Origin of the sequence: Synechococcus sp. OH30, from assembly GCF_047462175.1 — a bacterium.
Lineage (GTDB): Bacteria > Cyanobacteriota > Cyanobacteriia > Thermostichales > Thermostichaceae > Thermostichus.
Window position 1 is genome coordinate 1 of sequence record NZ_JANSIP010000015.1, and the last position, 12801, is coordinate 12801.

The following is a 12801-nucleotide window of genomic DNA, read 5'->3' on the forward strand; positions in this document are numbered from 1 at the left end:
GGGCAGAAGAAGAGACAAAAGCTCTGCTGTCAAGCGGGTGAGGAAACCCCACCCGCCTGCGCGGTGGGGTAGTTCATGGGTAGTGCAAGGCTGTTAACGGCGATGGCAGGCATCAGTGCTGGCCTTTCCCAGAATCCTGACTGGGATGTGGAGCTCAAGGGGATTCGCAAGCGCTTTGGCAACTTCGTGGCTCTCGATGGCATCACCTTGCAGATTCGGCGAGGCGAGTTTTTTGGCCTATTGGGCCCCTCTGGCTGCGGCAAGACCACTTTGCTACGCATCATCGCTGGCCTGGAAATGGCCGATGCTGGCGAGGTAGTGATCCGCGGGCGCCCCGTAAGCCACCTGCCCGCCCACAAGCGCAATGTCAACACCGTGTTTCAGAGCTATGCCCTTTTTCCCTTTATGACGGTGGAGGAAAACGTTGCCTTTGGCCTGCGCATGCGGGGGGTGCGAGGGGAGGCCCTGCACAAGCGGGTGGCCGCTGCCCTGGAATTGGTGGAGATCGGGGATCTGGCCAAGCGCAAGCCCCAGGAACTCTCCGGGGGGCAGCAGCAGCGGGTGGCCCTGGCCCGCGCCTTGGTCAATGAGCCGGAGGTGCTGCTATTGGATGAGCCGCTCTCGGCGTTGGATGCTAAGTTGCGCAAGCAGCTTCAGGTGCAGTTGTGCGAATTGCAGCGCCGCCTGGGCATGACGTTTATTTTCGTTACCCACGACCAGGAGGAGGCCTTGGTCACCAGCGACCGGGTGGCGGTGATGCGGGCCGGACGCATTGAGCAAGTCGGCCCCATTGACGAGGTGTACGAGCGGCCGGCAACGGCCTTTGTGGCTGACTTTCTGGGAGCCAGCAACCTTATCCAAGGGATCGCCTGTGGCACGGACTGTGTCGATACCCCCCTGGGCAAACTCAAGGTCCTGGGGGTCACGGCCAGCCGGGAACCGGTACAGTTGGTCATTCGCCCGGAAAAGATCCGCCTTTCCCGGAAGGGCTGGGATCCTCTGTTGCCCAACCAGGTGCCTGTGCGAGTGGAAAACCTCATCTACACCGGAGCAGAAAACCACTACCTGTTGCGGACGGTCAGCGGCCAGCAGCTCAAGGCCATCACCCTCAACGCTGACATCGAAGACTTGGATTTTGCCATCGGGGAGAGCCTGGTGGCCCATCTCCCTCCTAAGAACTTGGTGCGGCTGCGGCCAGATCCCGGCCAGGAGGAGCTGCGATGCTAGAGCAACCCGCTGCTCCCAAAGAGGGGCTCCGAATCCGCGCTGGGGAGCTGCTCACCCCCTGGCAGGAGTTGCTGCACAGCCTCATCTTTGCCGGGCCGGGGGTGCTGTGGGTGGTGGTGTTTTTGGTGCTGCCGGGACTGCTGCTCTTGGCCTGCAGCTTTCTCAGCCGCGGCGAGTTTGGCCAGGTGGGACTGCCCCTGACGCTGGCCAACTACCTGCGCATTCTCGGCTATGGCCCCCTGGGCTGGACGCCCATCTACTGGCAGATCCTGGGTCGCAGCCTGCTGGTGGCGGCCGTCACCACCTTCTTTTGTGTGCTCCTGGCCTATCCCCTGGCTTTCTTTATTGCCGCCCACCCGCCCCGGCAGCGGGATCTCCTGCTGACCCTGGTGGTGGTGCCCTTTTGGATTAACCTCGTGATTCGCACCTACGCCTGGATGGTGGTGTTGGCGCCAGAAGGGTGGCCAGCTCGCCTGGCCGCCTGGCTGGGCTGGATCCCGCCGCAGACAGCTCTCTACCCCAGTTGGCTGGCCGTGTACCTGGGCATGGTCTACACCTTTTTGCCCTATATGGTCTTGCCCCTCTACACCGCAGTGGAGCGCATCGACTGGCGCCTGGCGGAGGCAGCCCGGGATCTCTACGCCAACGACTGGCAGGTCTTCTGGTGGGTGCTTTTTCCCCAAACGCTGCCGGGGCTGGCGACGGGCTTGATTTTGGTGGCCATCCCAGCGCTGGGCATGTTCGTGGTACCGGACTTGCTGGGGGGCAGCAAGACCCTGTTAATTGGCAATGTCATCCAGATGCAGTTTGGCGCCAGCCTGGACTACCCCTTTGGAGCGGCCCTTAGCTTTTTGGTTACCGGGCTGAGTCTGGGGTTAATCTACGCCTACAGCCGCTATGCTGGCAGCCGCGGCCTCAAAGACCTGCTCTGAATCGTTGCGAGCTCCAAGGGATTGCCCAAGTGCCCTGCGCCGCTTGCTGGCAAGCTCTGCTAGGTTGAGATACTGGCATTGCACTAGTAAGGATCCCTTGACCCAAACGCTCTCTTCTCGAGCTCTGGCTACAGCCACTCCCGCTTCTCCCTCTTCTGTTTGGGATGTCATTGTCATCGGCGCTGGGATCGGCGGGCTGGTGGCGGCCACCCAGTTGGCGGCCAAAGGCTACCAGGTGTTGGTGTTGGAAAAATACCTCATCCCTGGTGGCAGCGCTGGCTACTTTGAGCGCCCGGATCCCAACGGCAACGGGATCTACCGCTTTGATGTCGGGGCTTCCATGATCTTTGGCCTGGGCTCTCAAGGCACCACCAACTTGCTCACCCGCGCCCTGGCTGCTGTGGGCCAGTCTTTGGAATCCATCCCCGACCCGGTGCAGATTGCCTACCACCTGCCCCAGGGGCTTAGCCCGCGTGTGCACCGGGACTACGAGCAGTTTTTGCAGGAGCTAGCCAGCTATTTCCCTCAAGAAGCGGGCAGCATCCGCCGCTTCTACGACAGCTTCTGGCCTATCTTCAACAGCCTCAACGCCATGGAGCTCCTCTCTTTGGAGGAGTGGGGCTATCTCTGGCGCTCTTTCGTCGGCCACCCCCGCGCCTGCCTGACCTTGGCCCGCTACTTGCCGGTGAATGTGGGCCAGGTGGCACGGCGCCACCTACGGGATCCGGCGCTGCGGCGCTTTGTGGATATGGAGTGCTACTGCTGGTCGGTGGTGCCGGCAGATCGCACGCCCATGATCAATGCCGGCATGGTGTTTTGTGATCGCCACTACGGCGGCGTCAACTACCCCAAGGGAGGGGTGGGGCAGATTGCCCAGAAGTTGGCCCAGGGGCTAGAGGCCTGTGGGGGGCAAATCCGCTACGGGGCGCCGGTGCGGCGGATTTTGGAAGAACGGGGCCGCGCCGTGGGCGTTGAGCTCTCCAGGGGGGAAAAGCTCTTTGCCCGCAAGATCATCTCCAATGCCACCCGCTGGGATACCTTTGAGCGCCTCTGGCCGGGATCCCTGCCGGCGGCGGAGCGGCACTGGCAAAGCCGCTACCAACAGTCTCCCAGCTTCTTGAGCCTGCACCTGGGGGTGCGGGCTGAGGCTCTGGCTGGCGAGCGCTACTGTCACCACATTCTTCTAGAAGATTGGCAAGACCTGGAGGCGGAGCAGGGCACGATCTTTGTCTCTATTCCCACCCTCTTGGATCCGGAGCTGGCCCCGCCGGGCTGCCACATCGTTCACGCTTTTACCCCCAGTTGGATGCAAACCTGGCAGGGCTTAGGCCCGGAGCAGTACCGGCAGCAAAAACAAGCGGCAGCCAAACGCCTTATCCGCCGCCTGGAGGCCCTCTGGCCAGAGCTGGGATCCCACATTGAGCTGCTGGAGGTGGGCACTCCCCGCACCCACCGCCGCTTCTTGGGCCGTGTTAACGGCACCTACGGCCCCATCCCTCGCGGCACTCCCTGGGGCCTCTTGGGCATGCCCTTCAACCGCACCGCCATTCCCAACCTCTACTGCGTGGGCGATAGCACCTTCCCCGGCCAAGGCCTCAACGCCGTCGCCTTCTCCGGGTTTGCCTGTGCCCACCGGGTAGCTGTAGACCTTTCCAATTCCTAGGGATCCCTCCAAGAAGTAGCCCCCGCCAACGCGGGGGCTTTTGTTTGTTGCTCTTAGTTTCCACTCTCTAGGGATCCCCCCGAAGGGGGAACTTGTTTATATTGGCCCACCCCGTGAAAAAGCAAAAGCAACGTTTCCAATTTCTAGGGATCCCCCCGAAGGGGGAACAACCATTCACTTGCCGCCGGCAAGCGAATGGAAGAAGTTTCCAATTTCTAGGGATCCCCCCGAAGGGGGAACTCTACCCCTATTAAACCCAAGCGGGGCGAGGAATGCAAGACCCATTTGCGAGGGGGTCGGTCGAAGACGACAAAAAAGAACTTGGAAGAGGGGGGGCAAGAGGCCTGAAAGCCTTGTGGGGCAAGGCATCGAGCGGGTCAACGAAAGAATCGGCCTTTGCGGGATTTGGCGAGGCGCTCGCAGAGCCGCTGCTACCGTTTTTGTGTGCTTTTGACAACATGAGCCTCAGGGGGCTGAAGCGCCTATAGTGGGGGAAGATCTCCAGCTTCCCTCGTTGTCGATGTCGGATCTCACCCCCACGGATAAGCTTCTGGCCGGGATCCAGGCCCAGCAGGCTGGCGACTTGCAAACCGCAGAAGCCATCTACTTAGAAATTCTGGCGGAGTTTCCGGATCAAGCCGACGCTCTCCATCTGCTGGGGACGGTGGCCCAGGCCAAGGGAGAGGGGGAATGGGCGGCTGCTTTGATTGCCGAGGCCATTGCGCTCGATCCCCGGGTAGCCCTCTATCATCACAACCTGGGCGTTGTCTATGAATCTTTGGGGCAACTGGAAAAGGCGCTATCTTGCTATCGGCAGAGCCTGAGCCTCAATCCCAAGGCTTACCTTTCTGCTTTGCAAGCCGGCAAGATTCTTGTTAACCTACGCCGCCATCAAGAGGCGATCCCTTTGCTTAGCTCCTTGTTGGAAAATCCAGATCCAGCAGCAGGGATCCCTTGGGCTGAGGTGCATTTTTATCTGGGAATAGCCCATCGCGAGCAAGGGGAACACAGCGCGGCTCTGGCTCACCTGGAAAAGGCGTGGACTTTGGATCCCAATTTGGTGGTAGCTCGCTGGCTTTACCATCTCTATTTGCCCGCCCTCTATCAGGATGAGGAAGAGCTGCATAGATTTCGCTCTCGCTTTGTAGAACACCTGGATCGCCTCATTGAGGAGACGCCCTTGGACACCCAAGAGCAGCGGCGGCTTGCCTTTTTAGGATCAAGCTGGGGAACGCCCCACCATCTGCAGTACCAGGGCTGCGACGACCTGGAGCTGCAGAAAAAATACGCTCAGTTTGTGCAGCGCATCGTGAAATCTTGCTACCCCAATTGGCACTGTCTTCCCCGGCAGGCTCGGCCAGGGGATCCCATTCGCGTTGGCTTTGTCTCGGCCTCGATGCGCGCTTGCTCCTACAGCCGTCTTTCTTTAGGGTGGGTGAAGTACTTAAAGGCGAGCTCCCAGTGGCCTTTTCTGGTGTTTGCCTACCATTTGGATCCTAGAACCGACTTCATGACAGAGCAATATCGCCAGTATGCCGATGTATTTCGCCACATTCCCACTGGCTTTGAAGACGCCGCCCGTCAAATTCTGCAGGATCAGCTCGATGTTTTGGTGTATCTGGAAATTGGCCTTTCTCCCCTGATTTTGCAACTGGCATCTCTGCGGCTAGCCCCAGTGCAATGCTCCACCTGGGCCCATCCTGTAACTTCTGGACTTTCAACCATTGACTACTTTCTCTCCAGCGACCTGATGGAGCCCGAAGATGGGCAGGCTCACTACAGCGAAACCCTAGTTCGGCTGCCCCGCCTGGGTACTTGTTTTGAAAAGCCGATTTTGCCTCGCCAGAGGCGTTACCGCCAGGACTTTGGCCTGCGCCAAGACGCAGTAGTTTATCTTACCTGTCAATACCTGGGCAAGTATCTGCCCCAATATGACTATCTTTTTGCCGCCATTGCCCAGCGAGTGCCCAACGCTCAATTTGTCTTCTTGGCCTTGCCCAATGCTGCCATTGCCCAACACTTTTGGCAGCGTCTTTCCCGAACTTTCTCCGCCTATGGCCTTTCTGCGGAAGACTACTGCTTGATCTTGCCCCAACTGGATCATCAAGACTACTTGGATCTCAACCGCTGCGCCGATATTATGCTGGATTCCTACGGCTGGTCGGGCGGGATCACCACCCTGGAAGCCGTTGCTGCCGGCTTGCCTGTAGTGACCTGCCCTGGCCGGTTCCTGCGGGGCCGCCACACCTATGCCATCCTCAAAAGGATGGGCCTTGATCTCTTAATTGCCCAAGACCTTCAGCGCTACGAAGAGTTGGCCGTCCAACTGGGAACGGATCCCCAATTTCGGCAGCAAATCTCCCAGCAGATCCAACAGCGGCGCGACCTGCTCTTTGAGGATCGAGACTGTGTGGCAGCCCTGGCCCATTTCTTGCACCAGGCTGTCTCCCAGAAGCTGGCATGTCATACTCTCCCTATAGAAGCCTCCTAGCCCTCCACAGCAAACAGTTTGGTAGAGTGGTACAGCTCCTCCAGGGATCGTGGCGGAATGGTAGACGCTACGGACTTAAAATCCGTTGTTCTTCAAGAACGTGAGGGTTCGAGTCCCTCCGATCCCATAGATTCACCGCAGCCCTGTCTGCTCGAGCAGGTTCAGCAAGTCCGGGATCGGCACCCAGGCATCCTCCCGATCCAACTCTGGGCTAGCCAGTAGAGCCACCAGGGCTGGGTCGCAGGTTGGAGCCAGCAGGGGGAAGTAGTCTAGTCCCACCACCTGGGCAAGGCTCCAGAAGTAGGGGAGCACGGCATTGCGGGGGAAGATCTCAACTACAAGAGTCCCAGGTTGACAAAAGGCAAGGTTGGTCAGGCCCGCTCCGTGGATGCCAATGACTGCTTCTGCTGTTTGCATCAAGGCTATTTGCTCGGCTAGAGAAAGGGCTTCCAGTTGCACGGGCACAAATCCCCAGGGGCGCAAAGCCTCGAGAACCTCTGCCTCGTTGATGACCCGCCGCCAGCGGGCAGCCCGACGACTAATGTAGATCCGCCGCGGTAGCCCCGCCGCCTGCCCCAGAGGAGCCAGTTGCTGCAGCACTTTCCAGCCCCTAGGGGTTAGACACCCCACCGGCCCCGCCAGCGAGGGCACAATCAGGTTCTGCGCTTGCAGATGGGATCCCCCCGCCTGCTCAAAGCTAAGGAGGCGCTCTGGTGGGATCCCCAAGGCAGCTAAGCTTTGCACCTGAAAGGGCTTGCCCTGGTAGCCGTGAACCAAGAGGGGGATGTCCTTTTCGAGGACGCCGGAGCGGCGTAGGAGATCGAGGGCGGGCAGGATGTCCACCATCCAATGGAAGTAGTTGACCGCCCCCAGGGGCAAGAGGGCGACAGAGCCCTCCAGCAAAATTGGCGGCCCCAGGTGGGGTAGGTCCAAGACGGGGTGGTGCTCCAGGTGCTCTGGCTTCCAGTCCCAGTCGAGAAACTCCGGCGGCGGCAAGCTGGGGGAGACATCGGCCAGCAACTCACCCCTACGGGTAAGCACGGCGCTGGCAAAGCTGGCGTAGAGGTGGCGGGGATAGTGGCCCACGTGCACGGATCCCTGCGGAATCTGGGCAACAAAGGTCTCGGCCAAGGGGATCCGCTGCGAGCGCAGCTTTTGCCCAATGGCAGGGTCAGCCGTAGGAGGAGCTTGGAGACAGAGAACCCCTTCTGGATCCAGCACCTGGTAGCTGCCCTCGCCGGTGGCCTGGTGCCACTGCCGGGTGGTGAGGTAACCCTGGCTGGGCACTGGCAGGGGGTTGCCAGCACTGGGCGGTGGGCTCTGGCAGGCTGGGGAAGGAAGGGCTGCCTGCGCAGGGAGCCAGCGCTGCTGCCAGGCGCGGTACCGCTCCTGCCAAAGGCTGCCCGGGGAGCCCTGTAGGGCCTGCTCCAGCTCCGGCCGCAGCCGACTGTCTCTGCCGCTGCCCTCACACCAGGCCTGTAGCCACTCCCGCTCGGCAGCCAGCGCCTGCCGGAACTTCTCCCAGGCCCCCTGCGGGTCATCCTGCCGCACCTGAGCCTCTACCCAGTAGCTGTAGAGCTCTGCTGTCTGGGTGCCCCGCGCCGCTGCCTCCTGAAAGCAGGCCACCGCCTGCTCCAGCTCCCCCAGATCCAGCCAAGCCAGGCCCATCTGCACCCAGGGATCCCCCCACTCTGGCCTTAGCCTCGCTGCCTCCTGGAGAGGGGAGAGGGCCTCCCGCAACCGGCCCAGCTTGAGCAGGGCCAGGCCCCAGCGCCAAAAGCTCTCCGTGGCCGTCGGATCCCGGCGGCAGGCCTCTTCAAACCACTCTGCTGCTTCTAGCCACAGTCGGCTGCGCTCCTGGACTAGGCCAAGGCGATGGGCCGCCAACGCCGCCTCTGGGGCAGCGCCACTTTCTAGCAACTGCCGATACAAAGCCGCCGCCTGCGGCCACTGCCCCCTTTCCCACAGCCCCTCAGCCAGCTCCTGCAGTCCCCTTGCCCAGCAGCGGGTAGCCTCAGCTTCGGCCACCCCTTCGGCCCCTAGGAGGGCCAGACCCTCCTGCCAGGCAAGCTGCGCCTCTAGCTCCCGCCCCAGGAGTAGGTAAGCAGCTCCCAAGCCCCAGTACAGTTCTGGCCGTTGGGATCCCTGCTCCAGCTGCTGCTGCAGCTCTTGGGCAACCAACTCGTAACAGCCCTGCTCCCAACTTGTCCGGAGAGGGTTGGGGAGCTGGGCAAGCGGGTTAGAGGCCATGGTTTTCAACAAGAAGGGGGCTGAGAACAAGTGTTACAAACTGCAACAACCTCCCCCCTCTTGGCGCATCCCCCTAGTATTCTAGGCTTGGCTTCCTCCTCAGGGATCCGGCGTCCATTCCTCCCCAGCTCCGAGAGGAACGTGGGACCGGTCTAGTTGAGTCCAGGGGTCAGCCCTTGTCCTATGATGGCATCGTCCCTGGCCCTTGTTGGCAGTTTTTCAATAAACGGAGTTTAAGAGACCGATGGGTATCAACGCATCCGGCGGCGCAGTCGTCTCCAGTCTGCGTCTTTACCAAACCCTGCCCCTCTCGACCATCTCCCAGGCGGAGCAACAGGATCGCTACCTGTCGCGCACCGAGCTGGACCGCCTCGAGGACTTTTTCTCCACTGGCCTAAAACGGCTAGAGATTGCCGAGGTCATTGCCGCCAATTCCGAAATCATTGTCAGTCGGGCAGCCAACCGCATCTTCACCGGCGGCTCCCCCATGGCCTATTTGGAGCGGCCAGAAGCCACCCAGGATGAGAAAGAAGCCTTTAAGCTAGGTACTGCCTTCTACGTGGAGTCCACGGGTGGCTTCATCGAGGCTATCCGCAACCTCTTTAGCGCCAGCGGCGTGGAGATCCCACCCAACTTCCGTCCCATTAACATCCCCCGCTACGGGGCTGCCAACATGCGCAAGTCGCTGCGGGATCTGAGCTGGTTCCTGCGCTACGTCACCTATGCCCTGGTGGCTGGGGATCCCAATATCCTTGTGGTTAACACCCGCGGCCTGCGGGAGATTATCGAAAATGCTTGCTCTGCTGAGGCCACCATTGTCGCCCTCCAGGAGATGAAGCGGGCCTCGGCCAGCTACTTCCGCAAGGATGCCGAGGCCGTGGCCATCATCAACCAGTACTTTGATGTGCTGCTCAGCGAGTTCATTGCCCCTGCTCCCTCCGACAAGCTGCGGCAGCGCAACGCCAGCACCGCCGACGGTCTGCCTCTGCAGGGACTCAAGCTGCCGCAGGTTTACAGTTTGGCAGCCGAAAAAGTGCCCGTCTTTGCCATGAAGCCGGGCCTCTCCAACGCGGAGAAAGAGGAGGTTATCAAAGCCGCCTACCGCCAGGTGTTCGAGCGGGATATCCGCCGCGCCTATGGCCTTAAGCTGGCCGACCTGGAGTCAAAGGTCAAAAACGGCGAGATCTCCATGAAGGAGTTTATCCGCCGCCTGGGCAAATCGGAGCTCTACCGCAAGCAGTTCTACGAGCCCTACATCAACAGCCGTGTGGTGGAGCTGGCCTTCCGCCACTTCCTGGGACGGGCCCCAGAAACCCGCGAGGAGGTGCAGACCTACTTTGCCATCGTCTCCAGCAAGGGGTTGGCGGGTTTAGTGGATGCCCTAGTGGATAGCCGCGAGTACAGTGACTACTTTGGCGAGGAGACGGTGCCCTACCTGCGCAAGCTGGGGGTGGAAGCCCAAACCAGCGCCAACTGGGGGCCCAAATTCGACCTTTACAACTACGCGGCTCCGCGCCGCAAGGTGCCCCAATTTATCACCCTCTTTGCCCGCTACAACCGCCCCCTGCCGGATCAGCACCCCTATGGCGTTGGCAACGACCCGCTGGAGATTCAGTTTGGTGCCATCTTCCCCAAAGAAACTCGCTCCCTCAAGGCCAGTCCCGCTCCCTTCACCAAGGATGTCAAGCGCATTCTTATCCGGCGCGGCTTTGCCCTCACCAATGCCCGCACCAACCCCAAGGCAGTAGGGGATCCCGGCAGCCTTGGCCCCAAAGTCTTCAAGCTTACCCAAACCCCCAGCGACCGCAGCCGGCGGCTAGGGGTGCGGGCCGGCATCGTGGGCAGCGAGGGATCCACCCAGGCGGTGATCCGCGCCTGCTACCAGCAGGTGTACGGCTATGTGCCCTACGAAGGCCAACGACTCACCCGCTGGGAGATCAAGCTGGAGTCGGGCGAGATTACCGTCAAGGAGTTTGTCCGCCAACTGGCCAAGTCGGATCTCTTCCGCAACAAGTACTGGTCTAGCCTCTACGTCTGCAAAGCCATCGAGTTCATCCACCGCAAGCTGCTGGGTCGGCCCACCTACGGCCGGCAGGAGATGAACCGGTTGTTTGACATTGCCTCCAAGCAGGGCTTCTACGCCGTGGTGGACGCCATCCTCGACAGCGAGGAGTACCAGCAGGTCTTCGGGGAAGATATCGTGCCCTACGAGCGCTACCTCACCCCCGGCGGCCTGGCCCTGCGGCGGATGCGCCCTGGATCCAGCGACATGGCCGTGGTTACTAGGCCCATCCGCACCGACGACGATATCCCCCTCTTTGTCAAGCTGGGCCAGCCCCAGGACAAGCCCTCCGGCGAGCTGGAAATCCAGCGGCGAGTCCAGCAGGGAGTGCCCAGGATTCGCCAAGAGATCCCTGTCTTCAAGCTCACCAGCCTGGCCAACAAAGCGGAGGTCAACAACCTCATCCGCGCTGCTTACCGGCAGGTCTTCGAGCGGGACATGGACATCTACAACATCAGCGCCGAGCTCAGCTCCGCCGAGTCCAAGCTGCGCAATGGTGAGATTACCGTCAAGGAGTTCATCGAGGCGCTGGGGTGCTCTGAACTGTACCGCGCTGAGTTCTACGCTCCCTACCCCAACACCAAGGTCATTGAGCTGGGCACCAAGCACTTCCTAGGCCGCGCGCCCCTCAATCAGCAGGAGATCCGCAAGTACAACCAGATCTTGGCCACCCAGGGGTTGAAGGCCTTTGTGCGGGCCCTCCTCAACACCCAGGAGTACCGGGATCTCTTTGGCGAGGACACGGTTCCCTACCGCCGCTTCCCCACCCTGCCAGCGGCCAACTTCCCCAACACCCAGGAGCTGTATGGCCGCCTGACCAAGCAAAACAAAGAGTTGGTGGTACCCAGCTTCAGACCGGTGAGGAAAGACGATCGCAGCTAGATTAGCCCCCTCCTCCTGGGGGGAGAGGGGTGAGGATTAGGCTGCGTAGCCCAGGTGCCTCAGGGCAGCAGGGGTAACTACGCGCCCGCGGGGTGTGCGCTGCAGATAGCCAATTTGCAGGAGATAGGGCTCGTACACCTCCTCGATGGTCTGGGGATCCTCGCCTGTCACGGCGGCCATGGTCTCCAAGCCCACGGGCCCTCCCCCAAACTGCTCCACCAGTACCGTCAGGAGCTTGCGATCCGTCCAATCCAAGCCCATGGGATCCACCTGGAACAACTCCAAAGCAGCAATGGCAACCTCACGACTGATGTGGCCATTGCCCCGCACCTGGGCATAGTCGCGCACTCGCTTCAGGAGGCGGTTGGCTATGCGAGGGGTGCCTCGGGAGCGGCGAGCAATCTCCTCAGCTCCTGCGCGATCAATGGAGGTGTTCAAGAGGCGAGCGCTGCGTAACACAATCTCCGCCAGTTCGTGGGGCTCATAGAAGCGCAGCCGCTGCACCTGACCAAAGCGATCCCGCAGCGGCGAAGTCAGAGCGCCAATGCGGGTGGTGGCCCCAATGAGGGTGAAGCGCTCCAAGGGAATAGAGGTGATGCGGGCAGAGCGACCTTTGCCAAGGGTAATGTCGAGGCGAAAATCCTCCATTGCCGGATAGAGCAATTCCTCAGTAACCTTGGGCAGGCGGTGGATCTCGTCGATAAACAACACATCGCCCCGCTTAAGGCGCACTAGGTAGCCAGCAATGTCGCGGGGGCTCTCCAGCGCTGGCGCCGTGGTCATGTAGAAGCGGGATCCCATCTCCGCTGCCAGTACCGCTGCCACTGTGGTCTTGCCCAATCCAGGGGGCCCGTAGAACAGTAAGTGGTCCAAAGGCTCCCCGCGAGCGCGGGCTGCCGCAATGGCAATCGAGAGCACTTCCTTCAGCTCCGTCTGGCCGATGTACTCGGCTAGGGTGCGCGGGCGGAGGGATTCTTCTTGAGCTTCGCCGGGCTGAGCTTGGGGTTGCAGCAACCTCCTTCCGGCTTTGCTTTCGTCAAGAGGCAACTCTTCTTGCTGTTGCTGCCTGGGATCCCGAGAAGAAATGATCGCCATTGGTTACCCCCAGAGGCAATGACCCAACTTCAACTTTAAGAGGTCGCAGGGGAAAAGGACTACAGCAGCCCCAAAAAAACCCCTGGCCGGGGCCAGGGGTGTAGAGGTCAACTGGGCTGGGTAGGTCTTAGCCACGAACAGCCGGCGCCACTTCCACCGCCGCCAAATCCAGCGGGAAGTTGTGCGCATTCCGCTCGTG

The 12801-nt window shown here is 61.0% G+C and carries 8 protein-coding genes and 1 tRNA gene; 6 read left to right on the top strand and 3 right to left on the bottom strand.

The features are described from left to right. Positions 1 to 75 precede the first annotated feature (75 nt). The 5 genes from NW830_RS11290 (at position 76) to NW830_RS11310 (ending at position 6440) form a co-directional block, all read left to right on the top strand. A complete protein-coding gene (locus NW830_RS11290) occupies positions 76 to 1227 on the top strand; it encodes an ABC transporter ATP-binding protein (RefSeq protein WP_414361236.1) in 1152 nt (383 codons plus the stop codon). After that, on the top strand, positions 1221 to 2159 hold the full coding sequence (locus tag NW830_RS11295; protein ID WP_414404697.1) for an ABC transporter permease: 939 nt from the start codon (positions 1221 to 1223) through the stop codon (positions 2157 to 2159). The genes NW830_RS11290 and NW830_RS11295 overlap by 7 nt, the downstream gene beginning before the upstream one ends. Positions 2160 to 2256: 97 nt before the next feature. Continuing rightward, complete coding sequence (crtH, locus tag NW830_RS11300; RefSeq protein ID WP_414404698.1) at positions 2257 to 3822, top strand: carotenoid isomerase; 1566 nt, start codon at positions 2257 to 2259, stop codon at positions 3820 to 3822. A 520-nt stretch (positions 3823 to 4342) separates the two neighbouring features. Beyond that, positions 4343 to 6313 carry a tetratricopeptide repeat protein gene (locus NW830_RS11305; protein ID WP_414404699.1) on the top strand — a complete coding sequence of 657 codons (1971 nt, stop codon included), beginning with the start codon at positions 4343 to 4345 and terminating at the stop codon, positions 6311 to 6313. Positions 6314 to 6356: 43 nt separating this feature from the next. Next, a tRNA-Leu gene (locus tag NW830_RS11310) sits at positions 6357 to 6440 on the top strand. A 5-nt stretch (positions 6441 to 6445) separates the two neighbouring features. Here the strand turns inward: NW830_RS11310 and NW830_RS11315 are convergent. Continuing rightward, the gene (locus NW830_RS11315; RefSeq protein WP_414404700.1) at positions 6446 to 8494 is read right to left on the bottom strand and encodes a glycosyltransferase 61 family protein; all 2049 of its coding nucleotides are present in this window, start codon (positions 8492 to 8494) and stop codon (positions 6446 to 6448) included. Between the two features lie 313 nt (positions 8495 to 8807). Between NW830_RS11315 and NW830_RS11320 the strand changes: the two genes are divergently transcribed. Continuing rightward, entirely contained in the window at positions 8808 to 11507 is a 2700-nt protein-coding gene (locus tag NW830_RS11320; protein WP_414404701.1) for a phycobilisome rod-core linker polypeptide, read from the top strand. Positions 11508 to 11543: 36 nt separating this feature from the next. On the opposite strand, the gene ruvB is transcribed toward NW830_RS11320, so the two are convergent. Then, positions 11544 to 12602 (bottom strand): Holliday junction branch migration DNA helicase RuvB, encoded by a 1059-nt coding sequence (gene ruvB / locus NW830_RS11325; protein ID WP_414404702.1) that lies wholly within the window; start codon positions 12600 to 12602, stop codon positions 11544 to 11546. Between the two features lie 3 nt (positions 12603 to 12605). Further along, on the bottom strand, positions 12606 to 12801 hold a 196-nt coding region (locus NW830_RS11330), incomplete at its 5' end, for a hypothetical protein (RefSeq protein WP_414404703.1).